The organism is Sorangium sp. So ce1153, from assembly GCF_051521595.1.
Classification (GTDB): Bacteria; Myxococcota_A; Polyangia; order Polyangiales; family Polyangiaceae; genus Sorangium.
Genome location: NZ_CP150361.1, coordinates 10250408 through 10275870, shown reverse-complemented (window position 1 = coordinate 10275870; position 25463 = coordinate 10250408). Strand labels below are relative to the sequence as shown.

Annotated in this window: 22 protein-coding genes; 18 read left to right on the top strand and 4 right to left on the bottom strand. The window is 72.2% G+C overall.

What is annotated here, in order from left to right; translation table 11 throughout:
* Nucleotides 1–104: 104 nt before the first annotated feature.
* The gene (gene abc-f / locus WME85_RS37085; protein WP_437303770.1) at nt 105–1727 is read right to left on the bottom strand and encodes a ribosomal protection-like ABC-F family protein; all 1623 of its coding nucleotides are present in this window, start codon (nt 1725–1727) and stop codon (nt 105–107) included.
* A 321-nt stretch (nt 1728–2048) separates the two neighbouring features.
* On the opposite strand from abc-f, the gene WME85_RS37080 reads away from it, so the two are divergent.
* Both WME85_RS37080 and WME85_RS37075 read left to right on the top strand, forming a co-directional pair.
* Nucleotides 2049–3116: an SMP-30/gluconolactonase/LRE family protein gene (locus WME85_RS37080; protein WP_437827803.1), complete on the top strand. Its 1068-nt coding sequence runs from the start codon at nt 2049–2051 to the stop codon at nt 3114–3116.
* A gap of 227 nt (nt 3117–3343) precedes the next feature.
* Nucleotides 3344–3700 (top strand): arsenate reductase family protein, encoded by a 357-nt coding sequence (locus tag WME85_RS37075; protein WP_437500983.1) that lies wholly within the window; start codon nt 3344–3346, stop codon nt 3698–3700.
* Nucleotides 3701–3769: 69 nt separating this feature from the next.
* Here WME85_RS37075 and WME85_RS37070 read toward each other — a convergent pair whose 3' ends face one another.
* The gene (locus tag WME85_RS37070) at nt 3770–4483 is read right to left on the bottom strand and encodes a hypothetical protein (RefSeq protein WP_437827802.1); all 714 of its coding nucleotides are present in this window, start codon (nt 4481–4483) and stop codon (nt 3770–3772) included.
* Between the two features lie 222 nt (nt 4484–4705).
* Complete coding sequence (locus WME85_RS37065; RefSeq protein ID WP_437827801.1) at nt 4706–6769, bottom strand: hypothetical protein; 2064 nt, start codon at nt 6767–6769, stop codon at nt 4706–4708.
* 218 nt (nt 6770–6987) lie between these two features.
* Here WME85_RS37065 and gndA point away from each other — a divergent pair, with 218 nt between their 5' ends.
* A complete protein-coding gene (gene gndA, locus WME85_RS37060; protein ID WP_437827800.1) occupies nt 6988–8520 on the top strand; it encodes an NADP-dependent phosphogluconate dehydrogenase in 1533 nt (510 codons plus the stop codon).
* Nucleotides 8521–8653: 133 nt separating this feature from the next.
* On the opposite strand, the gene WME85_RS37055 is transcribed toward gndA, so the two are convergent.
* Entirely contained in the window at nt 8654–8953 is a 300-nt protein-coding gene (locus WME85_RS37055; RefSeq protein WP_437827799.1) for a hypothetical protein, read from the bottom strand.
* 18 nt (nt 8954–8971) lie between these two features.
* On the opposite strand from WME85_RS37055, the gene WME85_RS37050 reads away from it, so the two are divergent.
* The 15 genes from WME85_RS37050 (at nt 8972) to WME85_RS36980 (ending at nt 25199) form a co-directional block, all read left to right on the top strand.
* Entirely contained in the window at nt 8972–10036 is a 1065-nt protein-coding gene (locus WME85_RS37050) for a hypothetical protein (protein WP_437827798.1), read from the top strand.
* A gap of 412 nt (nt 10037–10448) precedes the next feature.
* Nucleotides 10449–10901 carry a hypothetical protein gene (locus WME85_RS37045; RefSeq protein ID WP_437827797.1) on the top strand — a complete coding sequence of 151 codons (453 nt, stop codon included), beginning with the start codon at nt 10449–10451 and terminating at the stop codon, nt 10899–10901.
* Nucleotides 10898–12793, top strand: a complete 1896-nt coding sequence (locus tag WME85_RS37040) for a serine/threonine-protein kinase (RefSeq protein ID WP_437827796.1) — start codon at nt 10898–10900, stop codon at nt 12791–12793. The genes WME85_RS37045 and WME85_RS37040 overlap by 4 nt, the downstream gene beginning before the upstream one ends.
* Nucleotides 12794–12853: 60 nt before the next feature.
* Entirely contained in the window at nt 12854–13114 is a 261-nt protein-coding gene (locus tag WME85_RS37035) for a hypothetical protein (RefSeq protein WP_437827795.1), read from the top strand.
* The gene (locus WME85_RS37030) at nt 13107–13820 is read left to right on the top strand and encodes a sigma-70 family RNA polymerase sigma factor (protein WP_437827794.1); all 714 of its coding nucleotides are present in this window, start codon (nt 13107–13109) and stop codon (nt 13818–13820) included. The genes WME85_RS37035 and WME85_RS37030 overlap by 8 nt, the downstream gene beginning before the upstream one ends.
* Nucleotides 13821–13902: 82 nt before the next feature.
* Entirely contained in the window at nt 13903–15000 is a 1098-nt protein-coding gene (locus tag WME85_RS37025; RefSeq protein ID WP_437827793.1) for a hypothetical protein, read from the top strand.
* A 191-nt stretch (nt 15001–15191) separates the two neighbouring features.
* Nucleotides 15192–16043 carry a PEGA domain-containing protein gene (locus tag WME85_RS37020; protein WP_437827792.1) on the top strand — a complete coding sequence of 284 codons (852 nt, stop codon included), beginning with the start codon at nt 15192–15194 and terminating at the stop codon, nt 16041–16043.
* Nucleotides 16044–16078: 35 nt separating this feature from the next.
* On the top strand, nt 16079–17656 hold the full coding sequence (locus WME85_RS37015) for a hypothetical protein (protein WP_437827791.1): 1578 nt from the start codon (nt 16079–16081) through the stop codon (nt 17654–17656).
* Nucleotides 17657–17794: 138 nt separating this feature from the next.
* Nucleotides 17795–18151, top strand: a complete 357-nt coding sequence (locus WME85_RS37010) for a hypothetical protein (RefSeq protein ID WP_437827790.1) — start codon at nt 17795–17797, stop codon at nt 18149–18151.
* Nucleotides 18152–18338: 187 nt separating this feature from the next.
* On the top strand, nt 18339–19115 hold the full coding sequence (locus WME85_RS37005; RefSeq protein ID WP_437827789.1) for a PP2C family protein-serine/threonine phosphatase: 777 nt from the start codon (nt 18339–18341) through the stop codon (nt 19113–19115).
* A gap of 406 nt (nt 19116–19521) precedes the next feature.
* Nucleotides 19522–20466 (top strand): hypothetical protein, encoded by a 945-nt coding sequence (locus tag WME85_RS37000; RefSeq protein WP_437827788.1) that lies wholly within the window; start codon nt 19522–19524, stop codon nt 20464–20466.
* A 2-nt stretch (nt 20467–20468) separates the two neighbouring features.
* Nucleotides 20469–21551, top strand: coding sequence for a PEGA domain-containing protein (locus tag WME85_RS36995; RefSeq protein WP_437827787.1), 1083 nt, complete (start codon nt 20469–20471; stop codon nt 21549–21551).
* Nucleotides 21551–23134 (top strand): PGRS family protein, encoded by a 1584-nt coding sequence (locus tag WME85_RS36990; protein ID WP_437827786.1) that lies wholly within the window; start codon nt 21551–21553, stop codon nt 23132–23134. Before WME85_RS36995 ends, WME85_RS36990 begins: the two co-directional genes overlap by 1 nt.
* A 320-nt stretch (nt 23135–23454) precedes the next feature.
* The gene (locus WME85_RS36985) at nt 23455–23595 is read left to right on the top strand and encodes a hypothetical protein (RefSeq protein WP_437827785.1); all 141 of its coding nucleotides are present in this window, start codon (nt 23455–23457) and stop codon (nt 23593–23595) included.
* The gene (locus WME85_RS36980; protein ID WP_437827784.1) at nt 23595–25199 is read left to right on the top strand and encodes a PGRS family protein; all 1605 of its coding nucleotides are present in this window, start codon (nt 23595–23597) and stop codon (nt 25197–25199) included. Before WME85_RS36985 ends, WME85_RS36980 begins: the two co-directional genes overlap by 1 nt.
* Nucleotides 25200–25463 lie beyond the last annotated feature (264 nt).

The window sequence follows — 25463 nt, the reverse complement described above, 5'->3', positions numbered from 1 at the left end:
GTGTTCACCTCGCCGCGCGCTGCGTCGAAGCAAGCAACGTGAGCAACGTGAGTCGAGCCGGGGCGGAGCGCGCGCGGTCGCGTGTTGCGCGCCACATGAGCGCTTCAGCTCCGGAGGCCCGGCGCCTCGTGTCCGCTCTGGGCGACGTACTCCAGGTATCCGCCCCCGTAGACGTGCGGCCCGTCCGGCAACAGCTCGAGGACGCGGTTGGACAGCGCGGCGAGAAAGCGGCGATCGTGCGAGACGAACAGCATGGTCCCCTCGAACGAGGCGAGCGCCTCGACGAGCATCTCCTTGGTCGCCATGTCGAGGTGGTTGGTCGGCTCGTCGAGCACGAGGAAGTTCGGCGGGTCGTAGAGCATGATCGCGAGCACGAGGCGGGCCTTCTCGCCGCCGGAGAGGATCCGACAGGGCTTGTCGATGTCGTCGCCGGAGAAGCCGAACGCGCCCGCGAGGGTGCGGAGCGAGCCGATCGAGGCCTGGGGGAAGGCTGCGACGATCGACTCCCATACCGAGCGGGTAGGGTCGAGGAGCTCCATCGCGTGCTGCGCGAAATATCCCATCTTGACGCTCGCGCCGACGCTCACCTCGCCGGCGTCGGGCGCGGCCGCCCCCGCGATCAGCTTGAGGAGGGTGGACTTGCCGGCGCCGTTCACGCCCATGATGCACCAGCGCTCGCGGCGGCGGATCAGGAGATCGAGCCCGTCGTAGATGGGGCGGCCGCCGTAGGCCTTCTTGACCCGCTCGAGCCGCGCGACGTCGTCGCCCGAGCGCGGGGCGGGCTTGAACTCGAAGCGGATCGTCCTCCTGCGCTTCGGCGGCTCGACCTTGTCGATCTTCTCGAGCTTCTTCACGCGCGACTGGACCTGCGCCGCCTTGGCGGCCTGGGCCTTGAAGCGCTCGATGAAGCGCATCTCCTTCGCGAGCATCGCCTGCTGGCGCTCGTACTGCGCCTCGGCCTGCTGCTCGTTGATGGCGCGCTGCTGCTCGTAGAACTCGTAGTTGCCCGAGTAGCTGGTGAGCTCGCCGCCGTCGATCTCGATGATCTTGGTGACGATGCGGTTCATGAACTCGCGGTCGTGCGAGGTCATGACGAGGGCCCCTGGATACTGCTTCAGGTACCCTTCGAGCCAGATGATCGACTCGATGTCGAGGTGGTTGGTCGGCTCGTCGAGCAGGAGCGCGTCAGGCCTCATGAGGAGGATGCGCGCGAGGGCGACGCGCATCTTCCACCCGCCCGAGAGGTCGCCCACGTCGCCGTCCATCATGGCCTGGCTGAAGCCGAGGCCGGCGAGGATCTCGCGCGCCCTGGCGTCGAGCGCGTAGCCGCCGAGCTCCTCGTAGCGGGCCTGCGCGTGCCCGAAGCGCTCGATCAGGCTCTCCATTTCATCCATGCGCTCGGGGTCGGCGAGCGCCGCCTCGAGCTCGCGGAGCTCGGCGGCGACGACGGAGACCGGGCCGGCGCCGTCCATGGTCTCGGCCACGGCGCTCCTGCCCTTCATCTCGCCGACATCCTGGCTGAAGTAGCCGATTGTGACGCCGCGGTCGATCGCGACCTGGCCGCCGTCGGGCGCCTCCTCCTTGGTGATCATGCGGAAGATCGTGGTCTTGCCCGAGCCGTTCGGCCCCACCAGGCCGACCTTCTCGCCGCGGTTCACCGCCGCCGACGCCTCGAGGAAGAGGATTTGCTTACCGTGCTGCTTGCTGATGGAATCGAGGCGGATCACGAGGGGCGCTGCCGCCGGAGGCGGCTCCTTTCCGCGGACGTATACCAGACGTCCCGTCAAGCGCCGCGGCATTTCGTCCGCCTCGGGCGGTGAGCCCGCGCGGTGGCGATCCGTGTCAATCTACGCTTTGCTCGCTTCGAACGGAGGTCCTTGCGTATGAAAGCTTGTTTTTCTCCCTTGCTATGGCGAATCCTCTCCACGGCAGCCCTCGGCTGCTCTGCGGCCGCTCTCGGCTGTGGTGATGGCGGTGCGGCTCCTGCCTCTTCTTCGGAGGGGGGCGGCGAGCCAGGCGCCTCGACCGGCACCGACGGCGCGACCGTTGTGAGCGGGAGTACGGGCGCGAGCGCCGCGACGGGCGGGCCCGCGGGGACCGGCGGCAGCGGCGCCGCGGGGAGCGGGTCTGCCGGGAGCGGCGCCGCGGGGAGCGGCGGCAGCGGCGCCACGGGGAGCGGGTCTGCCGGGAGCGGCGCCGGCGGCGGGGGCGCTGGCGGCGGGGGCGCTGGCGGCGGGGGCGCGTCGATCTGCCCGGGCGGCCCGTATGCGGCGAATCCGCTGCCGGCGGGCCAGGCCCGGCGGGTGCGCGATGGGTTCGAGTATGTCGAGGGCCCGGTCTGGGTCGCGGAGCAGGGGGCGCTTTTCTTCTCGGAGATCCACCTCACCGCCGAGAACGCGCCGCCGCTCAACGGCCCGAAGGCGACGATACACAGGTTTGTGCCGCCGGGCTCGTTCGAGGTGTTCATCCAGGACAGCTCGTCGAACGGGCTCGGCCTCGACGTCGACGGCAACCTCATCGCGTGCACCCACGACACGCGGAGCATCTCGGTGTTCGATCTCGGCACGAAGGCGCGGCGAACGGTGGCCGAACGCTACATGGGAAAGCGCTTCAACTCGCCGAACGACGTCGTCGTGCGGGGCGACGGCAACGTCTATTTCACCGATCCGGATTTCCAGCTCAGAGGCCGCCCTGAGCTGCCGATGGCGGTGTACCGCGTGTCGCCGTCCGGCGACGTCAGCGTGGTCGACACGCTGGACAGGCCGAACGGCGTCGCCCTCTCGCCCGACGGCAGCGCTCTCTATGCCGGCGAGTTCGGCGGCCCGGTCTGGCGGTACCCGCTGAACGCCGACGGCTCGCCCGGCCCCGCCCGGGAGCGCATCGCGGACCTCATGGACGCCGACGGCATGGGCGTCGATTGCGCGGGCAACCTCTACGTCGGGTGGGAAGGCGGCGTCGAGGTCATCGCGCCGAGCGGCGGGAGGCTCGGCACGATCCAGGGCACGGGCAAGTCGTCGAACGTCGCGTTCGGCGGGCCTGACCGGAAGACCCTCTACATCACCGCGGCCGGCGTGCTCTACGCGGTGGAGATGAACATTCCCGGATACCCCTACTGATCGCCGGACGCTGATCAGTCGGCGCGCCGAGGTGAAGATGAAAATTTGAACCACAGAGGCACAGAGGGCACAGAGGAGAGAAAGATTGATGAATTTTTCTCTCTCTCCCTCTGTGTCCTCTGTGTCCTCTGTGCCTCTGTGGTTCATTCTCTCTTCACCTCCCCGACCTTCGACGACCACCCTCGCCGGGGCTTGCCCTCTCCCGGCGGTGAGGGCAGAAGGCCGGCATGAGCAAGGTTCAGATCCTCTCTTATGCCGGCTGCAGCACCTGCAAGAAAGCCCTGAAGTGGCTCGGCGAGCGCGGCGTCGACGTCGCGGTGCGGCCCATCGTCGATGAGCCGCCGACGGCCGAGGAGCTCGCCAGGTGGGTCCCGGCGAGCGGGCTCCCGGTGCGCCGGTGGCTGAACACGAGCGGGCAGAGCTACCGCGCGCTCGGCAAGGCGCGCGTCGACGCCGCGAGCGACGAGGAGGTCGCGCGGTGGCTCACCGAGGACGGGAAGCTCGTCAAGCGGCCCGTGCTGGTGAAGGGGAGCAAGGTGCTGGTCGGCTTTCGCGAGGACGACTACGCCGCGCTGTTCGGCTGAAGCGGCGCCCGTGCCGGCGCTGATCCGGGAGGGAGCGCGCCGCGCGCAGGCGGCGCTCGGGGCCGGGGATCAGGGCGCCGAGGTGAAGCGGCTTCCCCGGACCTGGGTCAGCACGAACGAGCTCTCCGGGTCCAGGTTCGGATCCGTGTCGCCGGGGCGCGAGCGCCTGACCACGACATCGACATCGCAGCTCTCGGCCTTCTCGTCGTTGGTCGCGTCCAGCACGTCGGCGTCGATGGTGTACGTCCCCGGGTCGCCCCCCACATCGAACGTCTTCGAGAAGATGCAGTCGCCGTCGACGTCGATCACCATGTCGTCCCCGGAGTCGCTCGGCGACCACGTGATCGTGAGCTCCTCGGCGCGCGAGACCGGCTCCTCGGGCAGCGCCTCGAGGTCGAACGGCTCGGGGAGCGTCCCGGTGTTGTTCAGCGCGTCGTCGTCCTCTTCCCGGTCCAGCAGCACCTGGACCTCGGTGCCTCCTTCGCCGAGATTGAAGTGGGCCAGGTACTCCCCGCTGCTCTCGGCCGACATCGTGACCTGTTTGTCGCCCGCCTTCGCCGCGATCCGGTCGCCCGCGCTCAGGACGACATAGGTGTTGCTCTCGTCGCCGCCGGCCTTGAGGGTCGCCTTCACGTCCGTCGACGACGCGCTCTCGGCCGTCGCCTCCAGCGTCGCCGAGATCCCCCGCGTGCGGAGCTGCTGCGAGTCGAGCGTCTCCGTGCACCCCGCGAGCAGGCCAGACGCCGCGAGCCCGAACATCGCCATCGTGGTCTTCGTGATCATGAGCTGTCCTTTCATCCGTTATCTCAATCCCGCTCGGCGCGTGGAACTGTAGTTTTTTATTGATACTACATTCGACCGCGGTTCAAGGTAGAAACGCACGGTCCCGGCGGGAATCGGGAAGGTCCCGTCATGGATTTCCCTTGCACCGCGCGTCGGAGCCTGCTTGCGGGGCGCGGTCGGGGCGGCGGCAGCGCAGCCCCGCGGCGAGGCGGCAAGGCGCCCTCAGAGCACGAGGACCGCGAGCAGCCGTGGCCCGTGGAACAGGTCGAACCCGCCGATATCGATCTTGCGGCCGATCGTGTATGTCGTCTCGTCTCCGCGCCTCGTCGCGTGGATGCTGGAGACGATCCCCTGGCCGACCGCCTCGAGGTTGTAGGAAAGCTCGGTGAGCAGGCGGAGGCGGCTCAGGTTCGAGGTCAGGCGGAGCCGGAGCCCGAGGGACAGGTTGCCCGAGAGCGCGATCATCGTCGCCTCGTCGACCTCGCGCTCGGCGCCGGGCGCGGTGGGGTCGTCCGAGAAGGCGTAACGCACCGGACCGGCGCCGCCGTACAGGCCGATATCGCCGAACGGGGCCAGGCGCGGCCACTCGCCGTTGCCCATCCGCAGGCTGAAGCCGCCCTGGTAGAACCGCGACGTCACGCTCTGAGCAGGGCTCTGCCGCTCGAAGACGTAGAGTCCGCCCGTGCCCGGCTCCTGCTCCCGGAGCGCATAGAAGATGCGCGGGAGCTTGTAATCCATGTACCGGAAGCCGGCGAGCAGCTCCTCGAGATAGAGGTCGTCCGCGGCCTCCGGGAAGAGCTTGGTGACGTCGAAGCCGACGTCGATCTGGCGGACCAGGAGCTGAAATGGCGCGCTGGCCACGACGCCCGCGTCCCGCCCGGACGCCGGATCCACGGCGATCTCGGCCACGCTCCCGGAGGTGAACCGCGCGATCTTGAGGCTCGTGCTGATGCCGACGAGGTCGGCGCCGATGTCGAAGACGTCGCTCGCGAAGCCGTTCAGCCCGATCAGCTTGCCGAGCGAGCTGTCGTACTGGATGTCGCCCCCCGACGAGAACAGCCGGTCTGTCTTGAACCCGGCGTTGAGGCGCGCGGCGTTGCGCACGTGCTCGAAGTCGTACGTGAGCATGGCCCGGCCGCCGACCATGAACACCGGGTCGACGTCGTACGCGAGGCGCCTGGTCCTGCCCCGGTAATCGTTGATGCCGCCGGAGGAGTTCGGGCTCGCGAGCTGGTGGAAGAAGAGCAGCTCCACGTCGCTGTTCAGCCGGAGGTGGACGGCGTCGAGGCTGATCGCCCTGCCCTGAACGAGCAGGCTCTCCTGCATCTCGAAGCCCGCGGCTTCCTCGAGCGGCGTCCGCGCCGGCACGGAGAGCGCCTCGGCGCAGGCGGAGAGCGCCTCGCGCTGCTCCTCGAGGACGCGGGAGGCCGCCTCGGCGCGCGCCACGGTGGCCGCGTAGCCGGGCTCGCCCCGCGCGACGCGCCGGGCCTGCTTCACGACGTAGGGCGCCACGGCGAGCGCCTCGATGTGCATCCGCAGGAGGAACGACACGGCCTGGAGGGCGTCGCGCGCGATCGTCGCGGCGGGCTCCTGCCCCGCGCTGGCGGCGCGCAGCGCGACGGCCGCGCCCGCGATGTCCCGCTGCGCTCCGGCGAGCGCCCGCCGCCGCGCGGCGGCCCTCCCCCGCGCGGCGGCGATCTCGGGCGTGTCCGGGGCGCCGAGCGGCCTCCCGGCCGAGAGCCGCGCGACGGTCCGCTCCTCGGCGGCGAGCGCCCTGGCGTGCTCCGCGAGCGCCTCCCACGCGACCGGCAGGGCGCCCGCGGTGCTCGCGGCGCCCTCGGTTGACGCGGCCGGCGCGGGCGCCGCGAGCGAGGCGAGCGCGTCGAAGAGCCGCGCGAACGCGGCCGGCGCCGGCCGAGGCCCGCTGGCGCGGGCGAGCGCCTCGTCGATCTTCACCCGGTAGAGCTTGGCGAGCGGGACCTCGTGCTCGCCGTCGTACGGGGGCGCCTCCTCGAAGCGCTCGCGCAGCCGCTCGCCCTCGTCCTCGTCGAGGCGGAGCGCGGCGACCCACGCGTCCCCCGGGGAGTACGGGGTGCGGCCGAGGACCTCGTCGGCCAGGGAGATCGCGCGTTCCAGCTCGACCGTGCGGTCGTCGATGATCGCGCGGCGGGCGTCCTCGTTCGCGAACGCGCGCGCCGCGCGGACGTTGTACGTCGCGGGGACGCAGGCCGGGGCCGAGGCTGCGACGAGGAGCAGGAGACCTACGAGCGCCGGGCCCGGTCGCACCGGCGAGAGCGTACCACGGCGCGAGCGCGGCTCCACACTGGACGCCGCGCCGCCGGCCTGCTCAGAATGCGCGGCCGTGGCTGCCAGCCGACCCAGTGAGCCCAGTGAGATCGACAGCGCGCGGGAAGGAAGATGCCTTGCTGTGCCGGCCGATCTGCGCAAGACAGGACAGCGGTCGCTGACGGAGCATGAGCAACGTGTGAAGGAGAAGAACCGGGATGAATGATGCCACATCCAGCTGCGACATCGGCATGATCGGGCTGGCCGTCATGGGCGAGAACGTCGCGCTCAACATGGCCGACCACGGGTTCAAGGTGGCCGTGTACAACCGCACGGTGCAGGTCGCGAAGGACTTCGTCGCGAGGAACCCGAGCACGCCCGGCGGCCTGGTCTACTGCGAGACGCTGAAGGACTTCGTCCGCGCCCTGAAGAAGCCGCGCAAGGCGGTGATCCTGGTCAAGGCCGGTCCGCCGGTGGACATGGTGGTCAAGCAGCTGCTCGAGGCGGGGATCGAGCCCGACGATATCGTCGTCGATCTCGGCAACTCGCTCTGGACCGACACCATCCGGCGGGAGGAGGAGTACGCGAAGCAGTGCAAGTTCTTCGGCTCCGGCGTCTCCGGCGGCGAGGTCGGGGCGCGCTTCGGCCCCTCGCTGATGCCCGGCGGCGACCCCGCGTCGTGGCAGCACCTGGAGCCGATCTGGCGCGCGATCGCCGCCAAGGTGGATCCCGCGACCGGCAGGCCGCTCGAGGGCGCGGCCCCCGGCAAGCCGGTGGAGGGCGGAGTCCCCTGCACGGCGTACATCGGGCCGAACGGCGCGGGCCATTACGTGAAGATGGTCCACAACGGGATCGAGTACATCGACATGCAGCTCATCTGCGAGGCGTACACGCTCCTCGACGGGCTGCTCGGGATGTCGAAGGACGAGATGTCGCGCGTGTTCTCCGAGTGGAACAGCGGCGATCTCGACTCGTACCTCATCCAGATCACCGCCGACATCCTCCAGCAGAAGGACCCTGTCAACAAGGACAAGCCCTTTGTTGATTTCGTCCTCGACACGGCGGGGCAGAAGGGCACGGGCAAGTGGACGAGCAGCAACGCGCTCGACATGGGCATCCCTGCGAACGCCATCGCCGAGGCGGTGTTCGCGCGCTGCCTCTCGGCGCTGAAGGACGAGCGCGTCGAGGCCTCGAAGCACCTCTCGGGTCCGACCCCGGCCCCGGTCGAGGACCGGCAGGGGACGATCACCGCGATCCGCGACGCCCTGTATTGCTCGAAGATCTGCGCTTACGCCCAGGGCTTCCAGCTCATGGCGGCGGCCCAGGCGGAGTACAACTGGAAGCTCGATTTCGGCACGATCGCGAGCATCTGGCGCGGCGGCTGCATCATCCGCGCCCGGTTCCTCCAGAAGATCACGGAGGCGTACACGCGCAATCCCGGCCTGACGAACCTCCTGCTCGATCCGTACTTCAACGATCAGATCAAGAAGGGTCAGGCCAACTGGCGCAAGGTGGTCTCGATCGCCGCGCAGAACGGCGTCTGGGCGCCGGCGTTCATGTCGGCCCTGTCGTACTACGACGGCTACCGCGCGCCCCATCTGCCCGCGAACCTCCTGCAGGCGCAGCGCGACTACTTCGGCGCCCACACCTACGAGCGCACGGATCAGCCGCGCGGCAAGTTCTTCCACCTCGACTGGCCGGACCCCTCCCGTCCTCAGCTCGATATCAAGGGCACCGGCGGCGGCCACTGACCGGAAGAACGGTCCTCGTTCTCCGTTTTCTAAGTTGCGTCCCTAATCCGCCGCTCCAGGGCCTGCGCTCCAGCAGGCCCCTGTTCTGGTCGACCTCCGCGCCGGTCCGTCTGCAACGAACCAGGGCCGCAGCTTAGGTGCCTCCGCTCGGTCGAGCTGCCGCGAACGCCGCTAGACCGGCGATGTCGAGCACCTTGCCGCCCGGTACACGACTGATAGAGGCGTGCCGGTGCGCGATGATGATGGGCACCAGTGAGCTGGCGAAGAGGTCACACTCGAACGTGCGCACCGCATCGAGCGTCCTGCCGAGATCGGCATAGGCCTCCAGGCGTGCCTTGGCGGTCTTGAAAGGGACATCGCCAACCTTGAACTTGTCGACCGATCCCACCGCCGACGTCAGCATCGTGCCATGCCGTTGCGCCCTGGATGTCATGGTTCGTAGTGTTGGACCATGGCAAAGGACACTCCCAAGACACGAGTTGCAGCAAAGGGGAAGTCTCGCATTGCGCCCGCGAGGACAAGGTCGACGACCGCGCGGCCCAACGTCCGGCCGGCGGCGCCCGCGCTCGAGACGCAGGACGAGGAGGACGCGATCTACAGCCTCGACGACCTCGTGAAGCGGCGAGGCGAGGCCACCGTCGAGGAGGTACTCGCCTACGTGGGCGGCGTCGACAAGGCCGACCTCGTCCGCGAGGGCCGGGCGGTCGCGACCTCGCGCATCGATCGGGACGCGGCGCGCCTCTACGGCAAGGCGGATGCGTTCCTGAAAAAAGCGACGGAGTCGCAGCGCGACGCCCTGCTCGGGCTGTCCGACGATCTCTTGCGGATCGCGATCTGGGCCGCGCGCCAAGGCAGCCGCCTCGCGGCCGCGCGCGATGGGAGCGTGACCAAGGCCGGCAGCGCGAAGGCCGCGCGCGAGGCCGCGGCAGAGGCGGCACGGCGCAGGGGGCGCGCCGTGCGAGAGCAGCTCGCGACCGCGCTCCGGACGTTGAGCGGCGGCGACCCGAGGCTGCTGAAGAAGATCGACGGCGCCTATGGCGTCGCCCCAGACGCCGGCAAGCTCGCCACGTCGCTCGCCGCGCTGGTCAAGGTGGGGCGTGAGACGCTCGCCGACAGGTCCGACGCCGCCGCGCAGCGGCGCAAGGGGACGCGCTTCGATGCCGCAAAGCTGGACGCGATCGAAGCGCTCGCCGGCGAGATCCGCAAGGCGGGTGACGCCGCGGCCGCCGTGACGGCGAGCGCGAGCGTCGACCAGACAGAGGTTGACACCTGGGATGGGACGAACCTGCTTCTCTTGGAGATGATCATCGACATCTTTGATGCCGGCCATGCGGTCGATCCGTCGGTGCCGCGCCTCGTCCCCATCTCGCTCGGCCGTTACTTCTCGCCGCGGCGGAGCAGGCCGGAAAAGCCCGCCGAAGCAGCCCCTGTGACCAGTCCGCAGCCCCCCGCGGCGGAGCCCAAGGCCCCTCCGGCGGAGCCACAGCCTCAGCCCCAGGCCGGCGCGCCGACGTAGCTTCGCCACGACCTCCGGCCCCACGTCTCCGAGCTTCTCCGCGCAGCCCGGTCTCCGCGGGCACAACCCAGAGCATCCAAGAACACTGCAAGGCCTCAGGGCAGGAAGCCACGGCCCCGAGGACGCAGCCACGGCATCCGGGAGCGCCGCCACGGCATCCGGGAGCGCAGCCACGGTCTCCGGGAGCGCAGCCACGGCATCCGGGAGCGCCGCCACGGTCTCCGGGAGCGCGGCCATGGTCCCGGAAACGCGGCCGCCAGCGGCGTCCCGCGACGGCGCTCTTTTCTGAGATTTCCTGCTCGTCGACTCGATAGTGCCTCTCGAAAGCGGCGTGGACGACCACTGCAGGGCATCGCGCTCCGCAGCTCGCTCTTCCGCTCTGGTCTCGCGCTCGCGCTCGCTGACGAGGAACATGGCCGTGACAGCCCGCAGCTCGACCGAACGCCTTCTCGCGACCGCGCCCGTGGAGGAGCGCACGCCCGCCGTCGATCCGGCCGCGGGGGCGCACGGCCGCGTCGAGACCGCGACGGCCCCGCTGGCCACCCACCCGCTTCCTGCAGTCTTTCGCCCGGGTTCGCCTCTACCGTGGCCGCCACCTCAGGCGGCGCCCATCCCCACCGCGACGGCTCCGCTGCCGCCCGCGCCGCTCGCTCCGGCGGCCGTCACGCGGCCCGTCGTGATCGACGTGCCCTCTCCGCCGGTGCGCCGGAGACCGCGCTGCGCCGAGGCGGACCAGCGCCCGCCGGACGCCCGCGCGATCGTTCCGCGCTCGCGTGGGCCGGCGCTGGCCTGGTTGATGATCGCATTGACGGCGGCCTTCTTTGGTATGGTGGCGGCCGCCTTGACACGGTGGTGGATGGGATGAGCCACGGGGACGACAGCGCAGGGGACGATGACGTCGAGGCGCCCTCGCCGCTAGCTCCGTACCCGCTGGGCAGCGTCGTCGCGGGCCACCGGCTCGTCCGGTTGATCGGCTCGGGCGGCCTTAGCGCCGTTTACGAGGCGGTCCACGAGTTCACGCAGCGGAGGGTCGCGCTCAAGCTGCTGCTGGCGAGCCACGCGAGCTCCGCCCAGGCGCGGGAGCGCGCTCGCAAGGAGGCCATCGCGCTCTGCCGGCTGCGGCACAGGAACATCGTCACCGTGCACAGCGCCGACACGCTGCCCGACGGCACGGTGTGGCTGGCCATGGAGCGGCTCGAGGGCCAGTCGCTGCGCCGGATCTGTCAGGTGGAGTCGCCGCTGCCGGTGGCGCGGGGGCTCCACGTCGGCATCGAGCTCGCCGACGGCCTCGCGGCGGCGCACGAGCTCGGGATCGTGCACCGCGACGTGAAGCCGGAGAACGTGTTCCTCGACCGGGACGGCGAGGTGAAGCTGCTCGACCTGAACATCGCGAAGATCCATGTCGACGGCATGCTGACCACCCGGCCGGGCCAGCGCTTCGGCACGGTGGCGTACATGGCCCCGGAAGACTGCTTCGGCGATCCGTGCACGCCGGCGAGCGACGTCTACTCGATGATGCTCGTCATCTACGAGGTCCTGGCCGGGCGCTACGCGTTCGCGACGGGCCGGGGTCTCTCGGGGCTGCCCGACGAGAAGCAGCTCGTGGCGGCGCACATGTTCCGGATGCCGGTGCCGCTGCACGAGGTCGAGCCGTCGATCCCGCCGTACTTCTGGCCGGTGTTCCAGCTCGGGCTGGCGAAGCAGCCGGACGCGCGCTTCCGGCACGCCGGCGCCGCGGCGAGCGCCCTCCGCGAGCTCCGGGAGCGTTACCTGTCGGATGTGCGCGCCGGCCGGCTGCTCGCCAGTCAGGACGCGGGACCGCCGGGGGCCCGGCGGGAACACCACGTTCCGCGGTCGCTTGAACGGCTGAGCACGGCGCCGGTGTCCACGGACGATCGGGTGATCCTCACCGGCGCGGCGGCCTCGGCCGAGCTCGGCGGAGGTGAGGCCAGTGAGCGAGGCGCTGCGGCAGCGGCGCGGGCGGCGGCCCCTGCCACGGATCCGCCGGCGCACGCGCCGCCGAACGCGCCGCCGGCGACCGAGCCTGGCTGGCCCATGGCTGTCACGCCCGGGCCCGTGACGGTGCGATCGTTGCCAGGCGGTCAGGCACCGAGCCCGCGGCCGTCCGGCGCGCCGCCGACGGACCGCATCGCCGACCGGCGGCGGCGAGCGCAGCTCCTGCGCCGCTGCATCGCGGCCGGGGTGCTGGCCATCCCGATCTCCGGCGCCGCGACCGCGTTGTACATCCACATGGATCGCGGGCGCTCCGGGGCCGCCGAGCCCGCGGCGGCGGCGCCCGCGACCAGGGCCGCGGCGGCGCCCGCGAGCGCCACCGCAGCGGCTGCGCCTGCGAGCGGCACCGCAGGCGGGGCGGCGGAGGCAGTCCCCGGGGAAGACAGGCCCGCGACGGCCGAGGGCGAAGCGCGCGGGAGCGCGGCGTCCGGGCGCGCCGCGGGCGCGGAGGTCGCTGGGGAGGCGGCGGGACCGGGGGCGGCCCCGGCGGCCGTCCCGCCGCCGCCGGCGGGCGCGCTGCGGACGACGGCGCGGCCGGGCGCGGGGCCGGCTCGATCCGCGGGGGCGCGCGGCCGGGTCGACCTGTCGGAGGATGTCTACGACGACGAAGAAGATATCTACGGGGTGCCCTCGGGCGGGCGCGTGGTCCCCTCAGGCGGGCGCGTCCCCGCGCGCACGCAGCCGGCCAGGCCACGGCGCGGCAAGGACGCCAAGGGGCCGATCGGCGGGCCGCCCCGCTTCTGAGGGCGATCGCGGAGCGATGGTTCGAAGGTGAGCGCGGAGCGACGAGCAAGGAGCGAGGACATGGCGAACGACGAACCAAGCGCGACCGATCCTTTCCTCGACGAGGTCGTCGAGCGGGCGCTCGCGCCGTATCGCGGGCTAGCGCCGCGCGAGCTGCTCGAGGCCATGCGCGAGCTGCTCATCGAGGCGCTCACGGAGGACGAGGTCGGGCGGGATCTGCTGGAGCGCGCGCGGCCTCACGCGACGCCGCTCGGGAGCGGCGTGGAGACCCGGGACGGCGCGGGGGAGCCCCGGCGCAAGGCGGGGGGCGAGGATGGATGAGCCCGGGGAGGAGAAGCGGCTCACGCCGGCGCAGCAGGCGCTCGTGGCGTCGGCGCTGCACGAGGTGAGCGGCGCGGCGCGCAGGCTGGCGCCGAGGCTTCGCAAGCACCTCTCGTTCGACGAGCTGATATCGCTCGGCCGCACGGGGCTCGTCGAGGCGGCGCTCGTCTACGACCCGGCGCAGAACGACAGCTTCCCGCGCTTCGCGCGGTACCGCATCCGGGGCGCGATGCTCGACGGCTACCTCCGGGAGGCGCAGGAGCAGGACCGGGTGCTCGCGCTGTGCATGCGGGGCGGGTACGAGTACGTCGCGCGGCGGCGGCGGCAGGGCGACGTGATGACCGACGCCGACGGCAAGGCGGAGGAGCGGCTGCTCGACCACGTCGATGGCCTCGCGGCGAGCGTCTTCGCGACGGCCGTGGGCATGGCGAAGCCGGCGACCGGGGAGGAGGCGCTGTCGCGGCGCCAGGTCCACGAGCGGGCCCACGCGCTGCTCCGGAGCTCCCTGGCGCGGCTGACGCCGCGCGAGGCCGAGGTGCTGTCGATGCACTACGTGGACGGGAGGCCGCTCAAGGAGGTCGGCGCCGCGCTCCGGATCCCGCACCCGGGCGCGTACCGGGTGCACGACCGCGCGATCGTGCGGCTCGGCAAGCTGGTGCGCGCGGCCGGGCTGACCGAGCCGCCGCCGCGGGAGGACGAGCTGTGAGCGCGGCGGTCGATCGAGGAGAGAACGGTGAGAATCGGCGCGCGCGGAGGCGATGGATCGCGGTGACGGATCGGCGGCACGGATGGGAGGCGACGCAGTGAAGGACGAGGACCGGGACGGGCGCGGAGGCCGCGAGGCGGGCGCGGCGGCGAGCGCGGACGCGCCGGTGAGCCCTGGCGCGCCCGCGAGCCCCGGCGCGGCGAGCGGGACGCCTGGGTCGATCCCGCCCGTGAGACACCCGGCGTTCCAGACGGGGGTGGTCCACGTCGAGCCGGAACTGCGCGACGAGATGCAGCGGTACTGGGAGGAATACGCCGCCTGGGAGAAGACAAGGCAAGGGCCGCCGCCCAGGGTGCCGAGCGTGAGCGTGCGCGTCGACCACGAAGGAAAGCCGACCGAGGCGGCGGGGCTGCGGCACGCCATGGCGAACAAGGGCGGGGCGAAGAGCGTCGCGGCGCAGAGCGCAGGCGCGAAGAGCGGCAGCGGCAGCCCGTGGGCGGCGGACGCGGCGGCGGGCGCAGCGGTGATCGACAAGGGCGCGCTGCCGTCGGCGCTCCGGCCGGCGAGCCGGGCGGCGGTGAAGGGTGGCGAGGCGGCGGCGCGGCCGGAGAAGGCGCGGTGGGCGGCGACGGCGGCGGCAGCGCTGGCGCTGGCGGCGGGGATCGGGGCCGCGGCGATGTGCGGGGCGAGGGAGCGGGCGACGGTGGAAGGCGCGACGGCGGCGCGGGGTACGGCGGCGCGGGGCGCGGTGGACGACGCGGCGGCGACGCGCGGCGCGAGCGCGGCGGGCGACGCGGCGGCGGGCGACGCGGCGGCGAGCGACGCGGCGGCGGCGGGCGGCGAGAGCACGGCGGGCGGCGCGGTGGCCGTCGCGGCGAGCACGCCAGGGCGCGTGACGCCCGCGGCGTCCGTCGAGCGCGCTGCGCCCGTCGTGGCTGCGGACCCAAGTGAAGCGGAGCGCGCAGCGCGCCGGAGGCACGAGCCCGAGGCGCACCCGCCTGCCCCGAGGACGCCCGCGGCGCAGCCGCCGGAGCGGCAGCCTTCACCCGTGGGCGCGCCCGACACGACGGCCCAGGCGCCGGCCGCGACCGCCACGCCGTTCCAAGATCCTGCCGGGGGAGGCGATGAACATCCTCCGATTTCCGAGCCGCCCGTCCTTCAACCCAAGCTCAAGTACTGACCATGACGATTCGCCGCTCCGCATCCATCGCCAGCCTCTTCGTTGTCCTCGCGTGGAGCCCCTCGGGGTTTGCAAGGCCGCCCGAGCCACCGCGAGCAGCGATCACGGAAGCCATGACCGAAGAGTCTCGGAAGCTCTACCTGAACGGCGTCCAGGCCGCCGCGGAGTCGCGCTGGGAAGCCGCGCACGCCATGTTCCTGGCGGCGCGCGCGCTGCACCCGCACTACACGATCGCCGGCAATCTCGGCGACTGCGAGCTCCACCTGGGCCGGTACCGCGACGCCGCAGAGAACCTCGCGCGGTACGTGCGCGAGCTGAAGAAGGACGCGACGAGCACGGCGGAGGAGCGCGCCCAAGGCGAAGCCGCGTACGCGGCGGCACGCGCGAAGGTCGGGGCGGTGGTGCTGCAGGCGAACGTGGAGCGCGCCGCGGTGCTGGTCGACGGGGTGCAGATGGGAACGACACCGATGGTCGATCCGCTGTTCGTCGAGCCAGGAACGCACACCGTCGAGGTGGAGCGCGAGGGGTACGTGACGGAGAAGTTCACCGTCAACGTGGCTGCGGGTGGCGAGATCGCGTCGGTGGTGAGGCTGAGAAGGCCGGCGGAGAACGCGCCGGCGCCGGCTCCCGCGCCACGCGAGCATGTGGAGCAGCGAGGGAGCGGTCCGAGGACGGCGTTGCTGATCGGAGGCGCAGCGACGACGGGGGCGGCGGCGGTCGCGGGCGTGGTGTTCACGGTGCTGGCGAACACGAACGCGGCGGATGCCAGCGAACAGGAGGCTGCGCTCCGCGCGACGGACGGTCCGAGTGCCTGCGCCGCTGGGCGGCACGCCGCTGAGTGCAGTGCGCTACGCGGACTGCAGGAGAACGCGGCGACGTTCGGAAATGTCGCGGCATGGAGTTTCATCGGGGCGGGCGTGGTGGGTGTAACAACCGCGATCGTTTGGGCAGTGGGTCCACGCGCCGAGAGCGAAGCAGGGTTTCATGCGAGCCCCATGGTCGGTGCCCAAGGGGGCGGGCTCGTCGTGAGGGGCGCGTGGTGACGGCCAGCGGCTGTTCGTCTCGGGAGAAACGTACGATGCGACGCAAGTGGTGGACCTCTGCGGTGCTGATGACGGTGAGCGTGACGCTGGGAGCTCCCGTTGCAGGTTGCTTCTTCGTCGCGCCAGACTGCACGCTCGGGATGTGCCTGAATGCACTGCCGCCCGGCGAGGGCGGCGGCGGCAGCAGCAACGCCGTGTGTGATGCGGATCCGACCGAGGACGCGAGCACGGCGACGGACGAGTGCGCGGTGTTCGCGAGCGCGACCGCGAAGCCGGGCGGTGACGGGACGAAGGCGAAGCCGTACGCGTCGCTCGGAGAGGCGCTCGAGAACGCGAACGGCAAGCGCGTACTGGCGTGCGCGAGCGGGGCGTTCGCGGAGAGCGTGAAGGTCGATGCGGGGGTCGAGGTGATCGGCGGCTTCGACTGCGGCGCGGGGTGGACGTGGAGCGAGGCGGCGCGGAGCGCGATCGAGGGGCCCGCGGACCAGATCGCGCTGACGCTGACGGAAGCCGCGAGCGGGGCGAAGGTGCGGAGCTTCCAGGTGAGCGCGCCGAGCGCGACGGTGGCCGGCGGCTCGTCGATCGGCGTGGCGGTCGCGGATGTGGAGGCGGAGCTCGTGCAGGTCGACGTGACCGCGGGCGACGGGATGGACGGCGCGAAGGGCGAGACGCCGATGGAGGCGCCGCAGGCGGGAGCGCCGGCCGGGGCGGTGTCGAACGCGTGCTCTGCGGCGTTCGGCGGCGAGGCTGGCGTGACGACGTGCGAGGACGGCGAGACGCGCGGCGGCCCCGGCGGGCGCGGTGGAAACCCGGGGATGGACGAGGGCAACGGGCAGCGCGGGGAGGATGGCGCGCCCTTGCCGGAGGAGAACCCCGATGAGTACGGGCTCGGCGGCGTGGGACAGACGGACGCAGCGGGAAACTGCAGGCGCGGCGAAGATGGCGCGCCCGGTGGACCTGGCGTCATTGGCGCCGCCGGCAGCGGCACGACGCTGGCGCTGACCGGCATCACCGGCGGTGATGGCAGCAGCGGCACAAGTGGGAGGCGCGGTCAAGGTGGAGGCGGGGGCGGCGGGGCGAAGGCCGGGCTGTTCTGCCCGGCCGGCGCCAGCACCGTGGAGGGCCCCGGCGCCAGCGGCGGCGGCGGCGGTGCCGGCGGGTGCGGCGGTAAAGGAGGAGGCGGTGGCAAGGCCGGCGGGTCGAGCATCGGCATCCTCAGCCTCGGCACGACGCTGGTGCTGACCGATGTGACCGTCGCGGTGGGCAAGGCGGGCAAGGGCGGAGACGGAGCACAGGGGAAGGCAGGGGCTACAGGCGGTGCCGGCGCGACCGGAGGCGCGGGTTCCGGGCTGGGCGACTCCATTCCCGGCTGCGATGGCGGTCGAGGCGGCCGAGGCGGAGCCGGCGGTCCCGGCGGAGGTGGCCGCGGTGGCCACGCCGTCGGCATCGCCTATGCGGCGGCCCCGAGCGACGCGCCGGCGGTGCAATTCACCCCCGGCACGCCCGGCGACGGCGGCAGCGCCGCGCCCGGCGGTTTGCCAGAGAGCGCCGGTGCGCCAGGCAGCGCTGGAAGCTGCTGGGACTTCGCGACCGGCGAGAGCTGCGGGCAGTGAGAGCCACCATGTCGTTCCGTGACAATCCCACGAGGCCAGACGTAAACCAGCGTCCCTTCACGGATTTCGCCGTGAAAGCGCTTGGCGAGCAGCCACGTCGGCGGCACGATGGGCGTCCTCTGCTCGAGAGGCGCGCCCATGTCGAAGCGTCGATGGTTCAGCAGCAACGGCATGCGTCGTTCGGGAAACGTGATCCACGTGAGCCCGACGCTGCTGTGGGAGCTGTCGTGGGTGCGCAAGATGGGCCTCGAGGACATCGACTGGGACCCGGAGCGCTACTGCTTGTGCTGCAGAGGGGAGCGAGCCGATCGAGGAGAGGCGGTCGAGGCTCTCGCGCCGCCGCCGTCCGAGGCGCGACCCAAGCTCCTGTTGCGGGAAGACGGCGAGGACGCGGCGGCATCCGCCGGCGCGTCACGAGCGCGCAGCGCACGGAGGGGTATGCCGAGGCACGTGAAGCTCGTGCGACTGCTGCGGCCCAAGCCCGAGCAGACGTGATCGAGGGGCACCGCACCAACGGCGCGCTTTCAGGAGAGCACGCGAGCGCCGCGAGCACGGCCCGCGCGCGCTGACGACCAGCGGCAGCGCCGCGGCGCGCTGCCCCAGAGAAATGACCTGGCGCGCTGCCATTGCAGTGCGCCTCGGCTCGGCTCGTCCTCTGGGCGAGCGCACGAGGAGGACGATCGTGTATCCACAGCTCGCCATCGAGGCGGCAGCGCACTCGGATGTGGGCCGCCGCAGGAGCCACAACGAGGACAGCTTCGCGGCGCTACCGTGCCTGGGGCTCTTCATGGTGGCCGATGGGCTGGGGGGCAATGCGGCAGGTGAGATTGCCTCACGCATGGCGATCGAGGTGGTCAAGAGCTGCTTCGAGGAGGAGGACGATCTCCAGGACACATGGCCTTACGGCACGGCGAGGCCGCACGACCGGGACGAGGTGCGCCTGGTGCTGAGCGTGCGGCGCGCTAACCGGGAGATCTACCAGGCGAGCCAGCAAGAGGACGAGATGCGCGGCATGGCGACGACCTTCGCGGGCGTGCTGCTCGCGCCCGGGATGGCGTACATCGCGCACGTGGGCGACTCGCGCGTCTACCGGATGCGCGGAGGCACGCTGGAGCGGCTCACGCGGGATCACACGCTGCTGGAGGAGCTGCTCCGAGACGGCGACGGCGCGCTGGCAGCGCTCGAGGCGCTGAGCGACCGGGCCAACGCGGTAACGCGCGCGCTCGGCTGCGACGAGAGCGTGGCGATCGAATCGCGGGTGGAGGCGACCGCGCCGGGAGACATCTTCCTCGTGTGCTCGGACGGGCTGTGGGGCCCAGTGCCCGAGGGGCAGATCGCCGGCATTCTCGGGGCGCATCGCGATCTGAGCCTTGCGGCGAGCTTGCTCGTCGACCTCGCCAACGAGCACGGGGGGCCGGACAACGTGACGTGCGTACTGGCGCGCCTCGGAGGCGGGTGACGTGGGCGGCGGTGACGTGCTGCGGGTGGAGCTGTCGCTCACGTGCGGCGAGGCGCTGCACATCGAGCGGATCGCGGCCTGCGAGAGCGGTGTCGTCGCTCTTCACGGCCGACACGAAGGCGGGATCAAGTTGACGACCGCGGCCATTCAGCCTTCGGACCTCTCCATGATAACCGAGACGGCGGCGATGGACGCACCCCTCCCGTCCCGCGCGGAGCGCGGGACAAGGGAGGGGCGGACCGCGCGCAGGCCCGAAGGGCCGAGCACGGGCCGGGGGTGGGCATCTATCATTCTCCTGCTCCTCCTTCTCTTTTCTGGGCCAAGGCCGCTCACCGACCAAGACGAGCGCGAAAGCCGCGAAGTCAGCCCTGGCGCGGCGAGCGGGACGCCTGGGTCGATCCTGCCCGTGAGACATCCGGCGTTCCAGACGGGGGTGGTCCACGTCGAGCCGGAACTGCGCGACGAGATGCAGCGGTACTGGGAGGAATACGCCGCCTGGGAGAAGACAAGGCAAGGGCCGCCGCCCAGGGTGCCGAGCGTGAGCGTGCGCGTCGACCACGAAGGAAAGCCGACCGAGGCGGCGGGGCTGCGGCACGCCATGGCGAACAAGGGCGGGGCGAAGAGCGTCGCGGCGCAGAGCGCAGGCGCGAAGAGCGGCAGCGGCAGCCCGTGGGCGGCGGACGCGGCGGCGGGCGCAGCGGTGATCGACAAGGGCGCGCTGCCGTCGGCGCTCCGGCCGGCGGTGAAGGCGGGCGAGGCGGCGGCGCGGCCGGAGAAGGCGCGGTGGGCGGCGACGGCGGCGGCAGCGCTGGCGCTGGCGGCCGGGATCGGGGCCGCGGCGATGTGCGGGGCGAGGGAGCGGGCGACGGTGGAAGGCGCGGCGGCGGCGCGGGGTAGGGCGAGCGATGCGGCGGCGCGGGGTGCGGTGGATGACGCGGCGGCGACGCGCGGCGAGAGCACCGCGGGCGATGCGGCGGTGAGCGACGCGGCGGCGAGCGGCGCGGCGGCGGCGCACGGCGAGAGCACGGCGGGCGGCGCGGTGGCCGTCGCGGCGAGTACGCCAGGGCGCGCGACACCCGCGGCGTCCGTCGAGCGCGCTGTGCCCGTCGTGGCTGCGGACCCAAGTGAAGCGGAGCGCGCAGCGCGCCGGAGGCACGAGCCGGATGCGCCGGCGTCGAGCGTGCCCGCGGTGCCGGCGCCGAAGCGGCAGCCTTCACCCGACGCGGCGCCCCATGGCGTCGCGGCATCGACGGGCACACCGGCGGCACCCGCGCCTACGAAGCCGCCGGCGCCCCCGGAGGCCGTGCCGCAACAGCCACCCCCCTACGTCGAAGGCGTCCCGGAGTTCTGACCATGAACAAGCATGCATTGCTGTGCTCACTCGGCCTCGCGATCGCGCTGACCGCGCCTGCGAGCAGCGCCCAGACAGCCGCCGGCTCCCCAGGCGCGGCAGAGGTGGATGCGCTGACGGACAAGGCGCGGCAGCTCTACGACGAGGGGCTCGCGGCGCTCAACCGATCGCGCTGGGCCGAGGCGCACGCGTCGTTCCTGGCGGCGTGGAGGATCAAGCAGCACTACCAGATCGCCTCGAACCTCGGCGTGGCCGAGCTGCGTCTCGGCAAGCACCGCGACGCCGCAGAGCACCTGTCGTGGTACCTGCGCGAGGCCCCCGCGGAGCGGACCGCGCAGCGCCAGCGCGCCGAGGCGCTGCTCAAGGAGGCGCTGGCGAAGGTGGCATCGGTCACGGTGAGCACCGTGCCGGCCGGCGCGGAGGTGACGGTCGATGGCGCCGTGGTGGGACGTACGCCGATGACATTGCCGGTGTTCCTGGAGCCGGGGCCGCATGTGATCAGCGCGGAGCTCGACGGGTACAAGCCGGCGCAGGAGCAGACCGAGCCGGCGGTAGGCGATGCGATCGGGATCACGCTGCACCTGGTCCGGAGCGATGCGGGCGCACCCGCTGCGATGGCTGCGCCGGCGACGGCGGCACCACGGGCGGCGAGCGGGACCGGGCCGACGAAGCTGCGGGAGACGACCGCGGCGCCACCGGAAGCGCGGAGCTGGGTGCCCGCGATCGTGCTGGGGGCGGCGAGCGTCGTGGGGCTCGGCGTGGGCGTCGGGTTGACCGTCGCCGCGAACGACGCGAGCGCGGAGACGAGCTCTCAGCGAGTCGCAATCTGGAACGCGGGCGGCGGCTGCATCGATGCTCCAGCGGAGCACGTCGGAGGGTGTGCGAAGCTTCGTGATGGAGAAGCGCGCGTCGATGCCTTCTCAAACGGAGCGCGCATCGCCTACACGACCTCGGGGCTGCTGCTCGCAGGAGCGCTGACGTACTGGCTGTGGCCAGCCACGCCCTCGGGAAACGTGAGTCGTGTGCAGTTGGTTCCCAACCTCGGTGCACGCCGCGCCGGCATCATTGCGCAGGGAGCTTGGTGATGGGATATCGCAAGCAATCAAGCTCGGCACGGACGCCGACCTCGACGCTCGGCATGGTCGGGTTCACCATCGCCCTCCTGGGCGGCTGCGACGGAGTGTGGAGCGATCGCGCGAACGACTGCAAGCTCACACTGATGTGCGAGGAGCACCGTGGGCTCTGGAACCGCGATGCGGGCGTTACGGGCTGCGTGCCGAGCGAGGAGGGCAACGCTGTAGAGGATCGATGCGGCGTGTTCGTCGCGGCGAGCGGCGACAACGCCAGCGCGGGGACCAAGGAGGCGCCAGTTAAGTCGCTGCGCGAAGCGATCGCGCGGGCAACGGACAAGGGGGGCGCGGTGTATGCGTGCGCGGAGGAGTTCGCCGAGGCGGTCGAGGTGCCCGCCGGCGTGACGCTCTTCGGCGGCCTGGACTGCGCGAACGGGTGGCAATGGATCGGCGAGCAGAAGAAGACGACGGTGGCGCCCGGCATCAAGGCGATCCCGCTGACGCTGGCGCGCGGTGAGGGCACGACGCGCGTCGAGGATGTCGAAGCGGTCGCGCCCGACGCGCAGGCGAAGGGGGGGAGCTCGATCGCGGTGCTCGCTGACGGTGCCATCGCGGAGCTGGCGCGCTGCGCGCTCGTCGCGGGCAACGCGGCGGACGGGGCGGACGGCGACAACGCGCCGAGCGAGGCACCCGAGCGCGCGCCCAGCGGCAGCAACGGCGTCGATGCGTGCAGCGACCTCGACGGCACGGAAGGGCCTGACACGACGCTGGCGGGCGGCGCGCAGGTGGTCAACAGGTGCGGCGGCGAGCTGTCCATCGGCGGGCGCGGCGGTGATGGCAACGAGAGCAACGGTGGCGGCGGGCAGATTGGAGAGTCTGGCGTGCTGGGTGCAGCGGGATCTGGAGAGCCCACAGTGGCCGATTGGAGCTGTGCTGCCGGCGGCACGGGCCAGGGCGGCGACAACGGCACCCCAGGCACCTCCGGCGCCGGCGCTAGCGGCCTGGGCGCGCTGAGCGCCACCGGCTACACCGGAGTGTTCGGCGGCGACGGCACGCCCGGTAAGCCCGGACAGGGCGGCGGCGGCGGTGGCGGCGCCAGGGGCGGCCCGGTCTGCGCCGGCGGCGTCGCGGGCGCGGGCGCGAGTGGCGGCAGCGGTGGCGCCGGCGGTTGCGGCGGCCTGCCTGGACGAGGCGGCGGTCCGGGTGGCGCCAGCATCGCGCTGGTGAGCGTGGAGGGAAAGGTGACGCTGACCGACTGCTCGCTGAAGGCCGGCAGCGGCGGCAAGGGAGGCGCTGGCGGCGACCTGCAGCCGGGCGGCGCCGGGGGCGTGGGCGGACTCGGAGGCATGGGCGTCGGCGGCTCGAAGAACGCATGTGATGGCGGCAGGGGAGGCCAAGGCGGCAACGGCGGCCCCGGCGGCGGCGGCCTCGGCGGCCCCTCGCTCGCGATCGCGTTCCGCGGTGGGTCGGTGAAGCAGGAAGGCAAGACGACGCTGACGCCCGGTGTCTCGGGCAAAGGTGGCCTCGGCGGGAGCAACAACCTGTCGATGAACGCTGGAGCTGACGGGGTGGCAGCCCCGGAGCAGGAGCTTCCGTGATGCTGAGGTGATGCCAAGCGCCGTATAAAGCGACGCCGACGTCGCGGTGTGATGCGGCGCGGAAGCGAGCCGAAGGCGCGCGAGAGCGGCTCGCGCGCGGCGGGTGAGCGAGGCGAGAAGATGCTCCGCCGTCGTGGCGGAACAGAGCGTTGGCGTGCGCATGGAGCGGTGCGAGCGCGGCGCGCGCAGAGGCGAGGTGCGCCCTGCGACGGCGCGCGGTGTGTCGAGGGCGAATCGTGGGACGAAGGCAGCGATGAGGATGAGAGCGACAAACAGCATGGAGGCGAGCAAAACATCCCGTCCCGCGCGGAGCGCGGGGCATGGGCGGGCTGGGCACGGAAGGGCCGCAGGCTGCGAGCGAGGCGTCTCGGGCGAAGCTGCCGGAGAACTCGACGGAGGTGTTGATACGACCCCACGTCGGCCTGCACGGCAGCGGCATCATCGTCGTGGGGGCGCGGTGATGAGCTGGAGAGATCAGGCGACGAGACGTTGGAGACTGCGCGCACTCACGTTAACCACCGCAGCCATCGTCGGCGCCAACGGTTGCGATGGGCTCTGGTACCACATTCAGGACGACTGCGAGGAGATGCTCACGTGCGAGCACTTTCTCCCGACGACCAGCAGCGGCGGGTCGGCCGAGGGATGCGTACCGAGCGAGAACGAGGCAAGCGTCGGCGATGCGTGCGGCGTGTTCGTCGCGGCGAGCGGCGACAACGCCAGCACGGGGACCAAGGAGGCGCCCGTCAAGACGCTGAGCGAGGCGATCGCTCGGGCCGCGGCCAAGGGGACCGCCGTATACGCGTGCGCCGAGGAATTCGCCGAGGCGGTCGAGGTGCCGGCCGGCGTGACGCTCTTCGGCGGGTTGGATTGCGCGAACGGGTGGCGATGGATTGGCGAACAGAAGAAGACGATCGTGGCGCCAGACGTGGACGCGATCCCGCTGAGGCTCATGCGCGGTGAGGGGACGACGCGCGTCGAGGACGTCGAGGCGCGCGCGCCTGACACGCTGGCGAACGGCGGCTCGTCGATCGCCGTGCTCGCCGCCGGTGCCACCGTCGAACTCGCGCGCTGCGCCCTCATTGCCGGCAACGCGGCCGATGGTATCGACGGCGACGATGCACCGAGTGAGGCGCCGGAACGAGCGCCGGGCGGCAGCGACGGCGCCGACGCGTGCAGCGACCTCGACGACGTGGAGGGGCCGGACGCGATGCTGTCGGGTGGCGCGCAGGTGGTCAACGAGTGCGGGGAGGAACTGTCCATCGGAGGCAGCGGCGGCGATGGCAACATCAACAACGGCGCCGGTGGCGTGTCAGGCCAGACCGGCGTCGAGGGACAGGCTGGCGCCGGCGAGCCACCGTCGATGAACGAGAGATGGAACTGCGGCGCCATCCCGAATGATCCGACCAAGGGCGGTGGCAGCGCCGGCGCAAACGGCACCCCCGGCACCTCCGGCGCCGGCGCTAGCGGCCTCGGCGCGCTGAGCGCCACCGGCTACACCGGAGTGCCCGGCGGGGACGGCACGCCCGGCAAGCCCGGACAGGGCGGCGGCGGCGGTGGCGGCGCCAGGGGCGGCCCGGTCTGCGCCGGCGGCGTCTCGGGCGCGGGCGCCAGCGGCGGCAGCGGTGGCGCGGGCGGCTGCGGCGGCCTGCCTGGACGAGGTGGCGGTCCGGGTGGCGCCAGCATCGCGCTCGCCAGCGTCGACGCCAGCGTCACCCTCATCGATTGCACCCTCACCGCCGGACGCGGTGGCAACGGTGGCAAGGGTGGCAACCTCCAGCCGGGAGCCTCTGGCGGCTCGGGTGGCCGAGGTGGCGTCGGCCTGGGTGGCTCCAGCGACGGCTGCGCCGGTGGCCAAGGTGGCAAGGGCGGCAACGGGGGCCCCGGCGGCGGAGGCATCGGCGGGCCATCGCTCGCGATCGCGTTCCGCGGTGAGCCAGTGCAGCAGCAAGGCAAGACGATGCTGATGCCCGGTACCCCGGGCGCCGGTGGTCCTGGCGGGAGCAACAACGTGGCGAGCAACGCGGGAGCGGACGGCATGACGGCCGCGGAACAGGAGCTTCCGTGAGCGGTCTGGCGCAACCTGCAGCAGCGGACGGTGTATCGAAGGCAAGACTTGGACGGAGGGCAGCGATGAGAACGATGAGCAGCAAGGCATCCCCTCACGTCCCGCGCGGAGGCCGGGACGTGGGACGGGCCGGCCGCGCGCAGGCGCGAAGCGCCGAGCACCGCCGGGGCGTGGGCATCCCTCATTTCGCCTCGCCAGGGTTCGCCATCCTCGTGATGGCGGCGGGAGTTTCCCTCGCCGGATGCGCCATTCGGCCTGCGGATG